Source organism: Caulobacter vibrioides, from assembly GCF_002858865.1.
Classification (GTDB): domain Bacteria; phylum Pseudomonadota; class Alphaproteobacteria; order Caulobacterales; family Caulobacteraceae; genus Caulobacter; species Caulobacter vibrioides.
The window spans coordinates 56,233-73,020 of record NZ_PJRR01000016.1 but is presented as its reverse complement, the minus strand read 5'-3'; the positions used below and the strand labels follow the sequence as shown (position 1 = coordinate 73,020).

Sequence of the window (16,788 nt, the reverse complement as noted above, 5' to 3'; positions counted from 1 at the left end):
TGGCTTCACAACCTTGAGCCAACGTGATGGTGTGGCCGCGAACGGGAGGACTTCGCCATGGACGCCACGCGGTCGCGCGACGCCGCCATTCTTCGCCTGGCCATCGGCCTGGCCCAGGGGATTGCGCTGTTCCTGCTGCAGAAGGCCGACGAGTCGAAGACCTGGCCCGCGACACAGCCGATGTTGTACGCGCCGCTGCTGGTCTGCGTGCTGATGGTCCCGCTGCTGCCGCTGGCGGCGCTGTCGGCGATGCGGCGCGCCAACCTCGTGGTCTGGACCGCGGTCGCCACCGCCGTCACGGCGATCCTGGCCGTCCATGCCGCCTGGGTCGGCGCCGCCCTCGACCGTATCGGGGCCAGCCCGCTGTCGCCGCCGTTGTTCCTGGCGACCGCCGCCATGCTGTTCATCGCTCACCATCTGGTCCAGCCCGCCGACGCGGCCGGCAAGCCCGTCGCGCCCTACCCCGCCTATTTCGACCTGACCTGGACCAACGGCGTGCGGCTGGCGCTGTCCCTGGCCTTCACCGGCGCCTTCTGGCTGCTGCTGTTCCTGGCCGCCGCCCTGTTCAAGCTGATCGGGATCGAGGCCATCGGCAAGCTGATCGGCGAGACCGCCTTCGCCTTCCCGGCCACCGGCCTGATGTTCGCCGCCGCCGTCCATATGGCCGTGCAGCTGACCGAGGCCCGCGCGGGCCTGGTGCGCGGCGCCCTGACCGTGGGTCTGACCCTGCTGGGCTGGCTCTTGCCGCTGATGGTGCTGATCGGCGGCGGGTTCCTGGCCACCCTGCCCTTCACGGGCCTGGCGCCGCTGTGGGGCACCAAGGCCGCCACCGCCCTGTTGCTGTCAGCGGCCGCCGCCCTGATCCTGCTGATCAACGCCGCCTATCAGGACGGCGAAGAGCCGCCGCATCTGATCCCTCGTCTCGCGGCGCGGATCGCCGGCCTGCTGCTGATCCCGATCGTGATCCTGGCCGGCTACGCCCTGTGGCTGCGGATCGACCAGTACGGCCTGACGCCCGAGCGGGTGGTCGCCGGCGTCTACCTGGTGGTCGCGATCGGCTTCACGGCGGGCTACGCCCTGGCGGCCGTGAAGCCCGGCCCCTGGATGAAGCCGCTGGAGCGGACCAACCCGATCATGGCTGCAGCCTGCGTGCTGCTGCTGATCGCCCTGTTCACCCCGATCGCCAACCCGGCGCGGCTTTCGGTGGCGAGCCAGGTCAAGCGGCTGGAGAGCGGCGAGGTGGCGGCGGACAAGTTCGACTTCCAGTTCCTGCGCTTCGACGCCGGCCGCTACGGCCGCGAAGCGCTGGATCGCTTGAAGACCCACCCCAACGCCGAGATCGCCAAGCGCGCCCGCGACGCCGCCGCCAGCACCGAGAAGCAATACCCGGCGGGCGAGAAACGGCCCGACTTCAAGGCCATGGCCGTCTATCCGGCCGGCAAGGCGCTGCCCCAGAGCTTTGTTGCGCAGGACTGGTCACAGCCTTCAGGCTCGAACTGCACGGCCATAGCCATGCAGTGCCCAGCCCTGGTCGCTGACGTCGACGCCGACGGCAAGGACGAGGTGCTGCTCGCCGAGGGCGACCGCCTGAAGGTCTTCTCCGAGGGCGCGGACCGCGTCTGGACCCTGACCGCGGTCGCCGCGGCGGGCTGTGAGAGCTACGACCTGGAGGCCTGGATGAAAGCCGGCGCGTCCAGCCTGAGCGAGCCTGTCGCCCGCCGCGATCTGATCCTGGACGGGCGTCGCCTGGCGCTGCAGCCGGCCAGCAAGGATTGTCAGGTCAGCGTTACGCCACCCCCGCGCTGATCGCGTTGAGCCGCGCATAGACCCCGCCCCTGGCGGTCAGCTCGGCGTGCCGGCCTTCCTCAACGACGCGGCCGCCCTGGAACACCAGGATCCGGTCGGCGCCGCGCACGGTCGACAGGCGGTGAGCGATGACGATCGTCGTGCGGCCCTCCATCAGCGCCTCGGCGGCCTCTTGGACGTGGCCTTCGGTCTCGACGTCCAGCGACGAGGTCGCCTCGTCCAGAACCAGGATCGGCGCGTCGGCCAGGAAGGCGCGGGCGATGGCCACCCGCTGGCGCTCGCCGCCCGACAGCTTGACGCCGCGCTCGCCGACCAGGGTGTCGTAGCCCTTGGGCAGGCGCAGGATGAACTCGTGGGCGCGGGCCTTGATGGCGGCGTCCTCGACCTCTTCGCGGGTGGCGTTCGGTTTGCCGTAGGCGATGTTCTCAAACAAGCTGCGGTGGAACAGGGCGGGGTCCTGCGGCACCACCGCAATGGCGCGGCGCAAAGACGCCTGCTTCACCGTCGAGACGTCCTGGCCGTCGATGACCACCGCTCCGTCCTGCAGGTCGTGCAGGCGCTGGATCAGCTTGACGAAGGTCGACTTGCCCGAGCCCGTCGGCCCGACCAGCGCCACCCGCTCGCCGGGGGCGATCTTCAGGCTGAACCGATCGTACAGCGGCGCGCCGGCGGCCTTGTAGCGGAAGGTCACGTCCTGGAATTCGATCGCGCCGGAACCGGGCTGGAACTCCGGAGCGTTCGGGTCATCGGCGATCTGCGGCGCAAGGCGGGTCCAGGCCGCGACGTCCTCGGTGTCATCAATGCCCTTCTGCAGCATGCGGATGTTTTCGCCCAGATTCCGCAGGTAGCCGCTCATCAGCATGAAGGCGGTGATCGCGAAGGCCACATCGCCGGGCGTGGCCGTGCCCTGCGTCCAGCCCCAGACCATGGCCCCGGTCAGGCCGGCCTGCAGCACCACCAGCAGCAGGTTCTGGCCCAGCCACACGTCGGTGAAGCGGTTCCAGGTGACCATCACCGCCTCGCGCCACTGCGCCGTCACCTTGGCCAGGCGCTCGGCCTCGCGGGTTTCGGCGCCGAAGCTCTTGACGGTGGGGTTGGAGGTCACCGCGTCGGCCAGGGCCCCGCCGATCTTTGAATCAAGCGCATTGGATTTCAGGTTCGACGGCCGCACATAGCGCTCGGTGATGACGAGGTTCACCGTCAGATAGGCCGCCACCACGACCAGCGAGATGATCCCCGCCAACGGCTGGCGCACCAGCATGGCGACGGAGAGGCCGATCAACACGATGACGCCCGGCCCCAGCCAGATGGTCACCGCGTCGGTGACGCTGTCATAGCCCCACATGGCGCGGGTCAGCTTTCGCACGGTCGCGCCGGCGAAGCTGTCGGCGTGCCAGTCCGACGAGAAGGCCTGGACCTTGGCGAAGCCCTCGTTGGTCATCTCCTCCATGTTCCGGGCCGCCAGGGGGATCCAGAACCGGTGGGCGATGTTGCGCACCACCGCGAAGGCGAAATAGACGCCGACAAAGATCGCCAGCGCCGACCAGGCCTGCGTATCGCCGCGCGGCTTGGTGGCCACGGTGTCGACCAGGTGTCCTGCGGCGTAGGGCAGCGCCAGATCGAAGGCGACGGCCACCAGGGTCAGACCCACACCCAGGCCGAACAGCACCGGGCGCCGCTTCCAGAAGCGGGCGACAAAGCCCAGCACCTGGCGGTTGGACAGCGCGCGCTTCTTGGCGCCGGTCTCGTCTTCGTCCTCGATCATGTCGGTCATGGCGCGGGAGATAGGGCTTTCCCGCCCGCGCGTCAGCCCCGCCCGCGCTTTCGCCCGCCGCCAAACGGCCGCCAGCGCAGGAACCAGCGGATCGCCGGCCCCACCACCGGCACGCGCAGCATCGGGCGCACCGCGTGGGGACGGGTCTTCAGGAAGCACAGCACCGCGCCGATCCAGAACACAGTGGTCGGCATGCCCGGCACCACCGCCCCGACCGCGCCGGTGGCCAGAAGCACGCCGCCCATCCCGTCCAGCACCCAACGCTCGACGCGGGTGAGGCGGCGGCGGCGCGAGCGACGGTCCTGGACGGCGAAAGCCATGCGTCGATCCTCGCGCCGCGCGCCCCCGCTGTCGAGAAAATTGAGAGCGGCTCGCAAGACCTGGAGCCCTTAAGCGAGGCTAAGGCGCGTCGGCCTGGCGCCCGGGTCGCGGGCAAGGCCGCGCCGGATGCGCGGCCCGAACTTGGTCGCCGAGGTCAGGCGGGCGACCATCCCCGCGTCTCCGGCCTTCGCGAACAGCCGGGTCGCGGCCGTCCACAGGGCTGTGGTCACCGGATGCGGCAGAACGATCCCGGCCACGCCGCCGGCCAGCAGCAGGCTCCAGGCCAGGATGCGGAGCACGGCGCCGGAAAGGGGTGACAGGGTCATGGCGAGAACTCCTCGGGGCTACACCAAGACCTTCGCGCCGAGGGACGAATAAATCCAATTGATCGTTTTTCGCGGAGACATCGATCTTCCCTATGCGACGAGCGCGCCGTTCGCAGGTTAAGCCTCGCCGCATGACCGCCGCCCAAAGCCCTCCTGGCGTCCTGCCGGACGCCGCCGCCACCAACTGGGTCGACCGCCACGCGCCTGAGCGCCTGCGGCCCTGGCTGAAGCTGGGCCGCTTCGACCGGCCGGTGGGCATCTGGCTCTTGATGCTGCCCGGCTGGCAGGGCATCGCCCTGGCCGCCGCCGAACAGGGCCGCTGGCCCAACCCGCTGCTGCTGCTGGCGGTGTTCGTCGGCGCGGCCCTGATGCGGGCGGCCGGCTGCGCGTTCAACGACATCGTCGACCGCGACTTCGACGCCCAGGTGGCCCGCACGGCGATGCGGCCGATCCCGGCGGGGCTGATCAGCGTCAAACAGGCCTGGCTGTTCGTGGTCGGCTGCTGCCTCGTGAGTTTCCTGATCCTACTGTGCTTAAATCCGCTTTGCTTGCTTCTCGGGGTCTTGTCCCTAGGACTTGTCGCAGCCTATCCGTTCATGAAGCGGATCACCTGGTGGCCCCAGGCCTGGCTTGGCCTGACGTTCAATTGGGGCGCCTTGCTAGGCTACGCCGCCGCTAGCGGTGGAGCTCCGACGCTGTATCACCTCGTGGCGAGCCTGATGACCGCCGCATCCCCCGGCAGTATGGCCGTTCTGGCGTCGACGCCTCACCTCTCTTGGTCGGCCGCCCTGCTCTACGCCTCGGGCATTTTTTGGACCCTGGGCTACGACACGATCTACGCGATCCAGGACATCGAGGACGACGCCCTGGCGGGGATCAAGTCCTCGACCCGGCGGCTTGGCCAGCACGTCCAGATCGGCGTCGCCGGGTTCTATCTCGTCAGCTTCATCCTGCTGGTGATCGCCGGCTGGATGGGCGACATCGGCCCGCTGTTCCTGCCGCTGGCGGCCCTGTTCGCCCTGCACCTGTCGCGTCAGGCCGCCGCCGTGCGGATCGAGGATGGTCCCGGCGCGCTGAAGCTCTTCAAGTCCAACGCGGTCGCAGGGCTTCTGGTGTTCGCAGGCCTTGTGGCCGGGCTCTGGAAGCCGGGCGTCAGCTTCTAACCTCAAACCCCTTGTCATCCCGCCCAAGCGCGAAGCGCGCAGAGCCGGGACCCAGGGGCCGCCGCACCGCCGCTCGCCCCTGGGTCCCGGATAGCCTCTGCGAGGCTTCCGGGATGACACACCAAATGGCGTCAGAGGCGGCTCCATCTGGTGACGCAAGGTCACGCTGTTGAGCCCAGGCGGACTGTGCGATGCTCCGCACATGGCCGTCGCTCCACGCGTCAAACCGCTGGACCTGTTCACGCCCGAGGAATGGACGCGGATTTCCGCGCGCTCGTCCTGGCGGGGCATTTGGATGGTGGCCCACGCCTGGGGCGTGATCCTCGCCGCCGGGGCGCTGTTCGTCGCCTTCCCCAATCCGCTGACCTATGTCCTGGCCGTGATGCTGATCGGCGCGCGGCAATTGGGTCTGGCGATCCTGATGCACGAGGCCGCGCACGGCGGGCTACATCCCAACCACAAGATCAACGACTGGCTGGGCGAGTGGCTGTGCGCCGCGCCGACAGGAGCGTCTCTGGCCAGCTATCGCCCCTATCACCTCAGTCATCACAAATACGCCCAGCAGGCCGAGGACCCTGATCTGGTGCTCTCTGCGCCCTTCCCGACCACCCGCGCCTCGCTGTGGCGCAAGGTGATCCGCGACCTGACCGGCCAGACCTTCTTCAAGCAGCGCTTCGGCCCACTGCTGGGCAAGATGAAGGGCGGCGCGCCGAAAGGAGCGATCTTCGCCGGCGAGATCGCACGGCAAAGGCCGTTCCTGCTGTGGAACCTCGGCATCCTGGTCGTGCTGTCGGCTCTGGGCCTGTGGTGGGCGTGGCTGGCGCTGTGGATCGTGCCGATGGCGACCTGGTTCCCGCTGGTCACGCGCCTGCGCAACATCGCCGAGCACGCCCTGGTGGCCAAGAACGAGCCCGACCCGTTCCGTCACGCGCGCACCACCCACGCCAACCTGATCGAGCGCGCTCTGATCGCGCCCTACTACGTCAACTTCCACGCCGAACATCACATGTTCATGCACACCCCGTGCTGGAACCTGCCGCTGGCCCACCGGGTGCTGGAGAAGAAGGGCCTGACTCAGGGCATGCTGACCGCGCCGGGGTATCGGAGCGTGTTAACGCAAGCCTCTTCCAGATAGAGTTGCTCGAACAGTCAACTCACGAGGTATCCGTGGACATCGTCACGCGCGCACAGGTCGCGTTCAAATCGACCTTCGGTCCTTTCGGAAACCATCTACCGGCTCTCAAAGCTCTACGCGGCGAGATCTACGGGTACATCCATGAAAACGCTTCGGCTGGCATGGCGCGGGGCCTCTATTGGAACATCTTCGTCGAGCTGGCGCCGTTGAAGTTTGATGGCGAAGTTTGGGACTGCGCCATTCTCGCGGACTGGCTGAGTCTCACCATCCAGAACGTCCATGAGCTAGACGGCGTTACCTGGGACAGCGTGAGGGAAAAGGAGCTCGTAGAAGGCAGCTTCTATCTCGCGGAGCATCATCCCGCGCGTGTGGATGAACTCACCATCTGCCGAGCCTCCGAGCCTTCGGCGCTCACCGTATCTCTGCGTGGCGAATTCGAATTCTGTTGGAATCTGAAGTCCCAGAACGTGCCATTCGATATTCAGTGTCCTCTTGAGCTTAGAGGCATCCTAGTCACGCCTGAGGGCCTCGATCCAAAACCACTCGGATCCGACGATGTGCGCGCAACCGTGAGTCAGTTCATTTCGACAATCGGACTAGATGCTCCGATCCAAAATGGCTCCCAATACGTTATGGCTCCAGAAACGAGTGAGCCAGTTAGCCGATAGAAATCTCTAGTTCCCTCGCGCCGTCCTCCGACTGGTGCTTTAAGCGCCCCATGATCGTCCAGACCCTGGAAGGCCGGCGGGCCTTCATCCGCGACAACACCCAGCTGCTGCCGCCGCCGCATGCGCCCGAACTGGCGCTGCATCTGGCCGACGAGGTCACGCCGCTGTGGAAGCTGACCGAAGAGGCGCTGGAGGAGATCGGCCTGCCGCCGCCCTTCTGGGCGTTCGCCTGGGCCGGCGGACAGGCCCTGGCGCGCTATATCCTCGATCATCCCGAAACGGTGGCCGGCAAGACCGTCTTCGACTTCGCCACGGGCTCGGGCCTGGTGGCCATCGCGGCGATGAAGGCGGGCGCCAAGAGCGTTCTGGCCAATGACATCGACGTCTTCTGCGAAGCGGCCGTCACCCTGAACGCCGAAGCCAACGGCGTCTTAGTCGCCTTCACCGAGGCCAATCTGCTGGGCGGCCCGCCGCCGGAGGCCCAGGTCCTGCTGGCCGGCGACATCTGCTACGAGAAGCCCATGGCCGAGGCGGTGATGGACTGGCTGCGGCGCGGCCGCGCCCAAGGCTCGACGGTGCTGATCGGCGATCCGGGCCGCACCTACTTCCGCAAGGACGACCTGGTGAAGCTGGCCGAATACCAGGTCGAGACCACCCGCGAGCTCGAGGACATGGCAGTCAAGCGCACCAGCGTCTGGACTCTGCCCTGAAGGGCCGATAAGAACATTTGCAGAACATTATACCGAGGGCCACCATGCGCGAAGACGGCAAGATCGACTATATCGAGTGGCCCGGCGGCGATCTGCCGGCGACCAAGGCCTTCTATTCCGCCGCGTTTGGCTGGACCTTCGCTGACTACGGTCCAGACTATGTGGCCTTCGAGGGCCAGGGAACCGACGGCGGCTTCGCCAGGCCGCAGGAGGAGTCCAGCGATAAGCCGCTGGTCATCCTCTACGCCCACGACCTGGAGGCCATGCTCGACAAGGTCACGGCGGCCGGCGGGGTGATCACCGCGCCGATCTTCAGCTTCCCGGGCGGGCGCCGCTTCCACTTCACCGACCCGTCGGGCAATGAGCTGGGCGTGTGGAGCGCCACCGGGGTCGAATAGGCGCTCGCGATCTGTCAGGGGGCGGCAAAGCGCGGGTGGAACTTGCGCGGACTCCAGCCAAAGTCCCGCGCCGCGTCAGACGAGTCGAAGGTCAGGTCCTGGCCCATGCGGGTTCCCATGGCCGTCGTGGCGCCGGGATAGAACGGCTTGGCCAGGCGCATCAGCAGGCCAAACAGCCAGGTCTGCATCGGCAGGCTGCGGGGCGTCTTGCCCAGGCCTTCAAACACGCGGTCGACCATGACGCGATAGGTGAGCGTCTCACCTCCGACGAGGTTATAGGCCTTGTCAGCGGCCGCAGGCGCATGGGCGGCGGCGAGGGCCCCGGCGGCCAGATCCTCGGCGTGGACCGGCTGGCGCAGCCCCTCCCCCGCGCCCGACAACGGCATGAAGTGAAAGCGGCGCACCAGCCGGGCGATGCGGCTGACATTCGCGTCGTGGCCTTCGTCATAGATCAGGGTGGGCCGCAGGATCGTCCAGGCGACCCCGTTGGCGGCGCACCAGGCCTCGACCGCCTGCTCCGCCTCGGTCAGCGCCGCCGCCACCGCGCGCTCGGCCGCGTCCGGCGAGGTCGTCTTGGTGAACCGGCTGGTCGAGGAAAAGGCGATCAGACGCGCCATGCCGCGCGCCTTCAGCGCCGGCAGGGCGGGCGGCAGGAGCCAGATCGGCGACAGCGAAAACACCGTCGCGGTCACCGGCAGGCGCTCGGCGAGGTCCGGGTCCTTCAGGTCGCCGCCGATCCAGCAGGCGTCGCCCGGCGGCGGGCGGCGGCTGAAGGCGACCGGATCCAGGCCCTCGTCCTTCAGCCGCGCCATCAGATGGCGCCCGATCAGGCTGGTCGCGCCCAGCACCAGCACCGGCGTCTTCAGGGTGTTCTCAGCGTCCATTCGCCTCCTATAGTCCCGCGCGGGAGGGCTTGCCCATGACCTATGACGAGGTGCGCGCCTTTGCGTTCCGCCTGCCGGGCGTGAGCGACGGGACCAGCTATGGCCGCCCCTGCCTGAAGGCGCACGGCAAGTTCCTGACCCGCCTGTTCGAGGACGGCGAGAGCCTGGTCTGTCCGGCCGTGCCGTTCGACGAACGCGACATGCTGGTCGAGGCCGAGCCCGACGTCTTCCATTTCACCGACCACTTCCGGAACTATCCTTATGTCCTGGTCCGCCTGGCGCAGGCGCATCCGGGCACGGTCGAGCGGCTCTTGCTACGCCAGTGGCGCGCCACGGCGCCCAAGTCGGTGCTAAAGGCCTGGGACGCAGCCCATCCGACGGAGATTCGATGAAAGGCCCGCTCGCCCTTTGGCGCATCCTGATCGCGCTGGTCGCCTGCCTTGGCCCGACCCTTCAGTACGGCCTGATGGTCTATGACGAAACCCTGGTGTCGGCGGCGGTGAAGTCGGTCGAGTTCTTCAGCTATTTCACGATCCTGACGAACCTGCTGGCCGCCGCGGCGCTGACCGCGCCCCTTGTCGCGCCCCAAAGCCGCTTCGCCGCCTGGGCCGAGCAAAGCGGTCCGCGCGCCGCGATCGCGACCTATCTGGCCATCACGGCGGTCGTCTATCACACCATGCTGGCCTCGCAGTGGGACCCGCAGGGCCTGCGCAAGGTCTCCGACACGATCCTGCACACCATCACCCCGATCGCCTTCCTGCTGGATGTGGCCCTGCGCGGCGGACAAGGCCCCGCGCGCTGGATCGTCGCCGCCAAGGCCATGGCCTTCCCGGCCCTGTTCGGGGTCTGGACGCTGCTCCACGGCGCGCTGACGAACTGGTATCCGTATCCGTTCATGAACGTCGCCAAGCGCGGCTATCCCAAGGTGCTGCTGACCATGGTCGAGATGAGCGTGGCCTTCGCGCTGGTCGCGCTGATCTTCATCGCCCTCTCGCGCGTTCGGGCCAGGGTGGCGCCCAGCCCCAGCGAGCCCCTATCGGCCTGACGCCCTTTTCGGAGCCTTCGATGTCCAAGCTTGTTCCCGCCGTCCGCTCGGGCGATGTCCTGATGCCCGCCCTGGGCTTTGGCACCTGGCAGCTGGAGAACGGAACCGCCGTTCCGCTGGTCGAAAAGGCCCTGGAGATCGGCTACCGCCACATCGACACCGCCCAGATCTACGGCAACGAGCGCGATGTCGGCGCGGCGATCAGGAACAGCGGGGTCAAGCGCGACGAGATCTTCCTGACCACCAAGGTCTGGATCGACCAGTTCGCGGACGGCGACTTGCAGCGCTCGGCCGAGAAGAGCCTGGAAAAGCTGGGCGTCGACCAGGTCGATCTGCTGCTTCTGCACTGGCCCAAACCCGATGTCCCGCTGGCCGAGACCCTGAAGGCCCTGAACGCGGTTCGCGCCAAGGGCTGGACCCGCGCCATCGGCCTGTCGAACTTCCCGTCCGCCCAGCTGGAGGACGCCGCCAAGCTGTCGGAGGCCCCCATCGCCACCGATCAGGTCGAGTATCACCCCTACCTGTCGCTGAAGACCCTGAAGGCCAAGGCCGACCAGCTGGGCGTCTCGATCACCGCCTGGTCGCCACTGGCCCAGGGCAAGGTCGCGCAGGACCCGGTGCTGATCGAGATCGGCCGCGCCCACGGCAAGACGCCCGGCCAGGTCACCCTGCGCTGGATCATCCAGCAGGGGATCATCGCCATCCCGCGCACCAGCAATCCGGCCCGGATCGTCGAGAACTTCGACGTTCTCGATTTCGAACTGTCCGACGCCGAGATGACCCGCATCCACGCCCTGGCCCGCCCCGACGGCCGGATCGGCGACTGGCTGGACAAGGCGTATCAGTGGGATGCGGCGTAGGGTGGCGCTCAACTTGACGAGCCGCCCACCTTGCGAACAATCTTGAATTGAGATTGCCGGGGCAGGGGTGGCGATGACGTTTGGCGCAGGACTTGCGGTTTTCGCCTTCGCGCTCGCCAGCGCTTCGCCGCCTGCCCTGCCGCTCGCCGCCCTGCGCGCTGATCCCTCTGTGGCTCGCACGTTCGACTACTGGAGCCTCCGCGCGGGTCGCACGCCGGCCGAGCTGCGAGCGCTGGCCGGTGCGATCGCGGCCGATGCCAAGACCAAGGGGTGTCGCACCGAGGCTGAGTTCGAGATCGTGCTGGGGCTGGAGAGCGCGGCGAGCGCCCCATCGCCGGAGTCATGGCGCGCGGACCGCGACGCCGCCGCCAGGCTCGAGCGCGAGAGCGAGGCCCTGCGCGCCAAGGCCCTGGCCGGCGAGAAGGTCGGCGATCAGTATATCAACCGGAACGTCCAGACCTTCGTGGAACAGGCCCAAGCCGCGCGGACGCCGCGCGCCCGGGCGGTGATCCAGCGCGTGGCTGTGGATCAAGCCCTTTTGAGCATCGACGCGCCCGGCGACCGCACGCCCGGGGTTGAGCAGCGGATCGCTCTGCGCGCCGAGCACAGCTACTGCGTTCTCACCCGCGACAATGCTGAATGGTTGCGGGCGCAGATCAAGTCCGACGGCTGGTTCACCCTATCGGCCGAAGGCGCCGAGGCTGACAGGGCCGCGTGGCTGATGGTGCAGCACAGCGATCACGACCCCGCTTTCCAGCGCGAGGCCCTGGCCCTCCTGACCCGCCTGAAAGACCAGAACGAGACTAGCAAACGCAACTACGCCTATCTCTACGATCGCCTGGCCGCCAATGAGGGCCGCAATCAGCTCTACGCGACCCAAGGCCGCTGCCGGGCCGGCCAGCGCGAACCGCATCCCGCCGTGGACGATCCTGCCGGCCTCGCGGCGCGTCGGGCTGAAATGGGTCTGGAGTCGCTGGAAGCCTACTACGCCCGCTGGGGCCCGTGCCCCAAGGATTGAGCGGGCATTGATCGCCCCCTGTTCCTGCCGCTCGCCGATGCTAAGCTGCCAAGACTAGCGACCGGGAGTTCCTCGCGATATCGCCACCCGAACCACCGCCAAGGAATTCCATGCGCCTCGCCATCGTCGCTCTCGCCGTCCTGACCCTCCCCGCCCTCTCGGCCTGCACCGAGAGCAAGCAGGCCCGGCGGGCGGCGACGTGGAACGACAAGCCGGCCGATATCGTCTGCTGGTCTTACGGGACCCAGACCTTCGCCGGCCGGTCGACCGGCAAGGTCGAGTACGATGAAGGCGGCCGGATCTCGTTCGTCGACGCCGCGAACGACCGCTACACCACGGTCGAGGGCGAGTGCCGGATCGTCTACGCGAAATAGACTCGGGCAGCGGGCGCGCCGGGATCGCTCCCACCAAAACTCGCTCCGTTTTCAGACGAACGCGGTTTCATCCGCCTCTGAAAGAGCCTAGGTAAGCCTCAACCTGAGCATAACCTTCAGGACGGGGACGAGATGGACGACGCGGGCGCGAGCCTTCAGGCGATCATGGCGGGGATGGGCCGGACGGCCCGCGAGGGCGCGCGCGCGCTTCGCCTCGCCACGCCAGAGCAGCGCACGGCCGCCATCCAGGCCATGGCCGTCGCCATCCGCGAGGACGCCGACGCGATCCTCACCGCCAACGCCAAGGATTTGGCGCGCGCAGAGGCCAACGGCGTCTCGGGCCCGATGCTGGACCGGCTGGCACTGGACGCTGCGCGTCTGGAAGGCGTCGCCGCAGGCGTAGAGGCCGTAGCCGCCATTCCTGATCCCGTCGGCGTCGCCACCTCGCGCTGGACCCGGCCCAACGGCCTCGATATCGCCCGCGTGCGCACGCCGATCGGCGTGATCGCCATGATCTATGAGAGCCGCCCCAATGTGACCGCCGACGCCGCAGCGCTGTGCGTGCGCTCGGGCAATGCGGTGATCCTGCGCGGCGGGTCGGAGTGCATCCACTCCAACCTCGCCATCCACGCCGCGATCGCGCGCGGTCTCCAGAAGGCCGGCCTGCCCACCGCCGCCGTCCAGGCGGTGAAGACGCCCGACCGCGCCGCCGTCGGCATGATCCTGGCCGGGCTGGACAAGACCATCGACCTGATCATTCCGCGCGGCGGCAAGAGCCTGGTGGCCCGCGTCCAGGCCGAGGCCCGCGCCCCGGTGCTGGGCCACCTGGAGGGCCTGAACCACGTCTTCGTCCACGCCGCCGCCGACCTGAAGAAGGCCGTCGAGGTGGTGGTGAACGCCAAGCTGCGCCGCGTGTCGGTCTGCGGCTCGGCCGAGACACTGCTGATCGACCAGGCGGCCGCCGACAAGCTTCTGCCGCCGATCGCCGACGCCCTGATCAAGGCCGGTTGCGAGCTGCGCGGCGACGCCGCCGCCCGCGCCATCGAGCCGACGATGAAGAAGGCCAGCGTCGAGGACTGGACCACCGAATACCTGGCCCCGATCCTGTCGGTGGCCGTGGTCGACGGCGTGGTCGGCGCGGCGCGGCACATCGCCTCGTACGGCTCGGGCCACACCGACGCGATCATCACCGAGGACGCCGCCGCCGCCGAGGCCTTCATCGCCGAGGTCGACAGCGCCATCGTTCTGGTCAACGCCTCGACCCAGTTCGCCGATGGCGGCGAGTTCGGCTTCGGGGCCGAGATCGGCATCGCCACCGACAAGCTTCACGCCCGCGGCCCGGTGGGGGCCGAGCAACTGACGACGTTCAAATATGTGGTTCGCGGGACCGGCCAGACTCGTCCCTGAGGCCGGCCGGCCCAACGCCCAGCGTCTGGGGTTCCACCTGGAACCCGGGATGCGCGTCGGGCTGTTCGGTGGCAGCTTCAACCCGGCGCACGAGGGGCACGCCCACGTGGCCGAGACTGCCATGCGCCGTCTGGAGCTGGACCGTGTGATCTGGCTGGTGTCACCGCAAAATCCGCTGAAACCCACGCACGAGACCCGCCCCGTGGCCGAGCGCATGGCCAACGCCCGCCGCTGGGCGCGCGGCAGCGGCATGATCGTCTCCGACGCCGAGACGCGGCTGGGCTCGCAGTACACGATCGACACCCTGCGGGTGCTGCGGGCCCGCTATCCGGGCGTGAAGTTCGTCTGGGTGATGGGCGCCGACAGCCTGGCCACCTTCCACCGCTGGCGCGGCTGGACCCAGATCATGCGTGAAGTGCCGGTGGCGGTGATCTCGCGCCCCTGGATCGCGCTGAAGGCCCGCACCTCGCCGGCCGCCCGCCGCTTCGCCTTCGCCCGCTGGCCGGCCAGCGCCGCGGCCCGCCTGCCGGACGCCAAATCGCCGGCCTGGGTCTATCTGACGGGACCGCTGAATTTCGCCTCCTCGACAGCGATGCGGGCGCGGCAGAAGGGCTGATCAACGTTGCGCGAGGGCCTCGGACGGCCCGCAAATCAGCGTTTGGCCATCACCCCCTCACGTTTCGCCCAATTCCGTGCTATAAGGGCTATCCACAGCGACCCCATAAGGAGCAATCCGCTGCGTAGCGACCCCGCGCATAGTGCGCATGAAGGCCCGGCCGGCGCCGAGTCTTCGACTGAATCCCCCGGCCTGAGTCCGGTTCTCGACGTGAAGGCGCTGGAGCGCCTCATCCTCGACCGCCTTGACGACGACAAGGCCCAGGACATCGTCCACATCGACCTGACGGACAAGAGCTCGGTCGCCGACAGCCTGATCGTGGCGTCGGGCCGTTCGCACCGTCACGTCGGCGCTCTGGCCGATCACATCCTGCGCGCCTTGAAGGAAAACGGCTTCGGCAAGGCGCGGGTCGAAGGCCTGCCGCACTGCGACTGGGTGCTGATCGACGCCGGCGACGTCGTCGTGCACCTGTTCCGTCCCGAAGTGCGCAGCTTCTACAACATCGAGAAGATCTGGGCGGTCGACGCACCGCACCGCACCGCGGCGAACTGATACGGCAAGGCCGTCGCTCCACGAGCGACGGCCTTTAGCTTTTTTGCTTGGCGCGTGGCGGGCGCCGAAACCGGCTTCCACTTTCGGCTGCCACGCTTGCCTTGATGAAGATCACCATCCTCACCGTCGGAAAGCTCGGCCGCATGGTCGAGGCGCAGCTGGCTCTGGACTATGCGTCCCGCGCCACAGCGTCCGGCCGCGCCCTGGCGCTGGGCCCCGTCGACATTCTCGAGGTCGAGGCCAGGAAGCCCGGCAAGGCCGCCGAGGCCGAGGTGCTGCGCCCGCATCTGGAGGGCGCCTATGTCGTGGCCTGTGACGAGCACGGCAAGGCCTGGAAAAGCCGCGCCTTCGCCGATCACCTGGCCCGCCTGCGCGATGACGGAAACCGCCGCGTGGTGTTCCTGATCGGCGGGGCCGACGGTCTGGATCCCTCGATCCTGTCGGCCGCCAACGAGACCATGGCCTTCGGCGTCCAGACCTGGCCGCACGCCCTGGCCCGCGCCATGCTGGCCGAGCAGATCTATCGCGCCGCCACCATCCTGTCGGGCTCGCCCTATCACCGCGATTAAGGCAAGAGTTGCGGCGATGTCCCGCTCGCGACTCGTCTTGGCTTTCTGCGCCCTGATCCTGGCCGTTCCCACGGCCGTGGTCGGCTGGCAGCGCGCCGACGCCGCCTTCGAGGCCCGACGGGCCCGCGACCGCCAGATCGCCGCCGAGACCCGCCGCGAGATCCAGGACCTGCGGGCCGAGCTCGACCGGCTGGACCATGCCCGGATCGCCGCCGGCGTCGATGTCGACGCCAAGCGGGCCAGGCTTGAAGCCTTGAACGCGCGCGAGAACGCGATCCTGGCGGAGCTGGGGCGCAATCGGCAGCGCCTGTCGCTGCTGCTCTCGGCCTTGCAGATGTTTCGCCGCGACCCGCCGCCGGCCCTGCTGGTCTCGCCCGGCGACGCCCGCGACGCGGTGCGGGCGGCCATCCTGATCCGCGCCATGACGCCCGAGCTCAAGCAGCGCGCCGACGCCTATGGCCGTCAGGCCGTCGCGATCCGCGCCCTGCGCCGTGAGGCTGCGGCCGCCTCGGCCGAACTGTTCACCGCCGAAAGCGTCGTGGCCGATCGCAAGGGCGAGATCGAGCGTCTGATCATCGAGAAGACCGAGCTGGAACGCGCCTATGCTCAGGAGACCCTGACCCAGGCTAACGAACTGAAGACCCTGGGCGCCTTGACCGATGGTCTCGGGAACGCCCAGCCCAGCGGTCCGCTCAGCCTGCGCCCCCCGGTCCAGGGTGCGATCGTCCGCCGGTTCGGCCAGGAAATGCCGGCTGGCGGCAAGTCGCCGGGTCTCACGCTTCGCCCCGAGAAGGGCGCGACCATCGCCGCGCCCGCAGGCGGGGTCGTCGAGTACGCCGGCGCGTTGAACGGCTGGGGCGCAGTGCTGATCCTGCGCGTGCAGGGCGCCTATCACATCGTGCTGGCGGGCCTGGACCAGATCAACGTCTCGCCCGGACAATCTGTCGCGGCGGGCGCCCCGATCGGGAAGATGCCAGACCCTGTATCCTCCGAGCCGGAACTCTATATGGAGGTGCGGGAGAATGGCGCGCCGTCCGATCCGGAGCGCTGGCTCAAACAGGAGTCGCGATAGTCGACTTTTTCAGTAATTGTGGCCGTAATTATACCTCCGGTCACGGACAGGGTTGGTCGGGGCTAAACACGGTTTGCGGCGCCGCGCGCC

The 16,788-nt window shown here is 68.3% G+C and carries 20 protein-coding genes; 16 read left to right on the top strand and 4 right to left on the bottom strand.

The annotated features are described in order from the left end of the window. The first annotated feature begins 57 nt into the window (after nt 1–57). Complete coding sequence (locus CVUC_RS12285; RefSeq protein ID WP_096034442.1) at nt 58–1,806, top strand: DUF4153 domain-containing protein; 1,749 nt, start codon at nt 58–60, stop codon at nt 1,804–1,806. Here the strand turns inward: CVUC_RS12285 and CVUC_RS12280 are convergent. The 3 genes from CVUC_RS12280 to CVUC_RS12270 form a co-directional block, all read right to left on the bottom strand. Continuing rightward, nucleotides 1,787–3,580, bottom strand: coding sequence for an ABC transporter ATP-binding protein (locus tag CVUC_RS12280; RefSeq protein ID WP_096034443.1), 1,794 nt, complete (start codon nt 3,578–3,580; stop codon nt 1,787–1,789). The genes CVUC_RS12285 and CVUC_RS12280 overlap by 20 nt on opposite strands. A 32-nt stretch (nt 3,581–3,612) precedes the next feature. Beyond that, nucleotides 3,613–3,900, bottom strand: coding sequence for a DUF454 family protein (locus CVUC_RS12275; RefSeq protein WP_096034444.1), 288 nt, complete (start codon nt 3,898–3,900; stop codon nt 3,613–3,615). 69 nt (nt 3,901–3,969) lie between these two features. Then, nucleotides 3,970–4,227 (bottom strand): hypothetical protein, encoded by a 258-nt coding sequence (locus CVUC_RS12270; RefSeq protein ID WP_096034445.1) that lies wholly within the window; start codon nt 4,225–4,227, stop codon nt 3,970–3,972. A gap of 131 nt (nt 4,228–4,358) precedes the next feature. On the opposite strand from CVUC_RS12270, the gene CVUC_RS12265 reads away from it, so the two are divergent. The 5 genes from CVUC_RS12265 to CVUC_RS12245 all read left to right on the top strand — a co-directional run bounded on the left by CVUC_RS12265 (nt 4,359) and on the right by CVUC_RS12245 (nt 8,301). Beyond that, the gene (locus CVUC_RS12265; protein WP_164512748.1) at nt 4,359–5,390 is read left to right on the top strand and encodes a UbiA family prenyltransferase; all 1,032 of its coding nucleotides are present in this window, start codon (nt 4,359–4,361) and stop codon (nt 5,388–5,390) included. A gap of 202 nt (nt 5,391–5,592) precedes the next feature. Next, nucleotides 5,593–6,525, top strand: coding sequence for a fatty acid desaturase family protein (locus CVUC_RS12260; RefSeq protein ID WP_096034447.1), 933 nt, complete (start codon nt 5,593–5,595; stop codon nt 6,523–6,525). 32 nt (nt 6,526–6,557) lie between these two features. After that, nucleotides 6,558–7,193, top strand: coding sequence for a hypothetical protein (locus CVUC_RS12255; protein WP_125469941.1), 636 nt, complete (start codon nt 6,558–6,560; stop codon nt 7,191–7,193). Nucleotides 7,194–7,243: 50 nt separating this feature from the next. Continuing rightward, the gene (locus CVUC_RS12250) at nt 7,244–7,903 is read left to right on the top strand and encodes a class I SAM-dependent methyltransferase (RefSeq protein ID WP_010921252.1); all 660 of its coding nucleotides are present in this window, start codon (nt 7,244–7,246) and stop codon (nt 7,901–7,903) included. Nucleotides 7,904–7,947: 44 nt separating this feature from the next. Continuing rightward, nucleotides 7,948–8,301, top strand: a complete 354-nt coding sequence (locus tag CVUC_RS12245) for a VOC family protein (protein WP_096034449.1) — start codon at nt 7,948–7,950, stop codon at nt 8,299–8,301. 14 nt (nt 8,302–8,315) lie between these two features. Here CVUC_RS12245 and CVUC_RS12240 read toward each other — a convergent pair whose 3' ends face one another. Continuing rightward, on the bottom strand, nt 8,316–9,185 hold the full coding sequence (locus tag CVUC_RS12240; protein ID WP_096034450.1) for an NAD-dependent epimerase/dehydratase family protein: 870 nt from the start codon (nt 9,183–9,185) through the stop codon (nt 8,316–8,318). Nucleotides 9,186–9,214: 29 nt separating this feature from the next. Here CVUC_RS12240 and CVUC_RS12235 point away from each other — a divergent pair, with 29 nt between their 5' ends. The 10 genes from CVUC_RS12235 (at nt 9,215) to CVUC_RS12190 (ending at nt 16,698) form a co-directional block, all read left to right on the top strand. After that, nucleotides 9,215–9,577, top strand: a complete 363-nt coding sequence (locus CVUC_RS12235) for an MmcQ/YjbR family DNA-binding protein (RefSeq protein WP_096034451.1) — start codon at nt 9,215–9,217, stop codon at nt 9,575–9,577. After that, nucleotides 9,574–10,230 carry a Pr6Pr family membrane protein gene (locus CVUC_RS12230; protein WP_096034452.1) on the top strand — a complete coding sequence of 219 codons (657 nt, stop codon included), beginning with the start codon at nt 9,574–9,576 and terminating at the stop codon, nt 10,228–10,230. The genes CVUC_RS12235 and CVUC_RS12230 overlap by 4 nt, the downstream gene beginning before the upstream one ends. A gap of 20 nt (nt 10,231–10,250) precedes the next feature. After that, nucleotides 10,251–11,090 carry an aldo/keto reductase gene (locus tag CVUC_RS12225; RefSeq protein WP_096034453.1) on the top strand — a complete coding sequence of 280 codons (840 nt, stop codon included), beginning with the start codon at nt 10,251–10,253 and terminating at the stop codon, nt 11,088–11,090. Between the two features lie 73 nt (nt 11,091–11,163). Then, nucleotides 11,164–12,108, top strand: coding sequence for a DUF6624 domain-containing protein (locus tag CVUC_RS12220; RefSeq protein WP_096034454.1), 945 nt, complete (start codon nt 11,164–11,166; stop codon nt 12,106–12,108). Nucleotides 12,109–12,218: 110 nt separating this feature from the next. Continuing rightward, complete coding sequence (locus CVUC_RS12215) at nt 12,219–12,482, top strand: hypothetical protein (RefSeq protein ID WP_096034455.1); 264 nt, start codon at nt 12,219–12,221, stop codon at nt 12,480–12,482. Nucleotides 12,483–12,614: 132 nt separating this feature from the next. Continuing rightward, the gene (locus CVUC_RS12210) at nt 12,615–13,889 is read left to right on the top strand and encodes a glutamate-5-semialdehyde dehydrogenase (protein ID WP_096034456.1); all 1,275 of its coding nucleotides are present in this window, start codon (nt 12,615–12,617) and stop codon (nt 13,887–13,889) included. Next, complete coding sequence (locus tag CVUC_RS12205) at nt 13,855–14,505, top strand: nicotinate-nucleotide adenylyltransferase (RefSeq protein ID WP_010921260.1); 651 nt, start codon at nt 13,855–13,857, stop codon at nt 14,503–14,505. The genes CVUC_RS12210 and CVUC_RS12205 overlap by 35 nt, the downstream gene beginning before the upstream one ends. 120 nt (nt 14,506–14,625) lie before the next feature. Next, on the top strand, nt 14,626–15,057 hold the full coding sequence (gene rsfS, locus CVUC_RS12200) for a ribosome silencing factor (RefSeq protein ID WP_024265955.1): 432 nt from the start codon (nt 14,626–14,628) through the stop codon (nt 15,055–15,057). 104 nt (nt 15,058–15,161) lie between these two features. Next, complete coding sequence (gene rlmH / locus CVUC_RS12195) at nt 15,162–15,626, top strand: 23S rRNA (pseudouridine(1915)-N(3))-methyltransferase RlmH (protein WP_096034457.1); 465 nt, start codon at nt 15,162–15,164, stop codon at nt 15,624–15,626. A gap of 16 nt (nt 15,627–15,642) precedes the next feature. Then, entirely contained in the window at nt 15,643–16,698 is a 1,056-nt protein-coding gene (locus CVUC_RS12190) for a murein hydrolase activator EnvC family protein (protein ID WP_096034458.1), read from the top strand. Nucleotides 16,699–16,788: the final 90 nt, after the last annotated feature.

Bases quoted from the DNA above. Each gene is read 5' to 3' on its own strand.
- CVUC_RS12285 (WP_096034442.1), top strand. From the start codon at position 58: ATGGACGCCACGCGGTCGCGCGACGCCGCCATTCTTCGCCTGGCCATC.
- CVUC_RS12280 (WP_096034443.1), bottom strand. From the start codon at position 3,580: ATGACCGACATGATCGAGGACGAAGACGAGACCGGCGCCAAGAAGCGC.
- CVUC_RS12275 (WP_096034444.1), bottom strand. From the start codon at position 3,900: ATGGCTTTCGCCGTCCAGGACCGTCGCTCGCGCCGCCGCCGCCTCACC.
- CVUC_RS12270 (WP_096034445.1), bottom strand. From the start codon at position 4,227: ATGACCCTGTCACCCCTTTCCGGCGCCGTGCTCCGCATCCTGGCCTGG.
- CVUC_RS12265 (WP_164512748.1), top strand. From the start codon at position 4,359: ATGACCGCCGCCCAAAGCCCTCCTGGCGTCCTGCCGGACGCCGCCGCC.
- CVUC_RS12260 (WP_096034447.1), top strand. From the start codon at position 5,593: ATGGCCGTCGCTCCACGCGTCAAACCGCTGGACCTGTTCACGCCCGAG.
- CVUC_RS12250 (WP_010921252.1), top strand. From the start codon at position 7,244: ATGATCGTCCAGACCCTGGAAGGCCGGCGGGCCTTCATCCGCGACAAC.
- CVUC_RS12245 (WP_096034449.1), top strand. From the start codon at position 7,948: ATGCGCGAAGACGGCAAGATCGACTATATCGAGTGGCCCGGCGGCGAT.
- CVUC_RS12240 (WP_096034450.1), bottom strand. From the start codon at position 9,185: ATGGACGCTGAGAACACCCTGAAGACGCCGGTGCTGGTGCTGGGCGCG.
- CVUC_RS12230 (WP_096034452.1), top strand. From the start codon at position 9,574: ATGAAAGGCCCGCTCGCCCTTTGGCGCATCCTGATCGCGCTGGTCGCC.
- CVUC_RS12225 (WP_096034453.1), top strand. From the start codon at position 10,251: ATGTCCAAGCTTGTTCCCGCCGTCCGCTCGGGCGATGTCCTGATGCCC.
- CVUC_RS12220 (WP_096034454.1), top strand. From the start codon at position 11,164: ATGACGTTTGGCGCAGGACTTGCGGTTTTCGCCTTCGCGCTCGCCAGC.
- CVUC_RS12215 (WP_096034455.1), top strand. From the start codon at position 12,219: ATGCGCCTCGCCATCGTCGCTCTCGCCGTCCTGACCCTCCCCGCCCTC.
- CVUC_RS12210 (WP_096034456.1), top strand. From the start codon at position 12,615: ATGGACGACGCGGGCGCGAGCCTTCAGGCGATCATGGCGGGGATGGGC.
- CVUC_RS12205 (WP_010921260.1), top strand. From the start codon at position 13,855: ATGTGGTTCGCGGGACCGGCCAGACTCGTCCCTGAGGCCGGCCGGCCC.
- rlmH (WP_096034457.1), top strand. From the start codon at position 15,162: ATGAAGATCACCATCCTCACCGTCGGAAAGCTCGGCCGCATGGTCGAG.
- CVUC_RS12190 (WP_096034458.1), top strand. From the start codon at position 15,643: ATGTCCCGCTCGCGACTCGTCTTGGCTTTCTGCGCCCTGATCCTGGCC.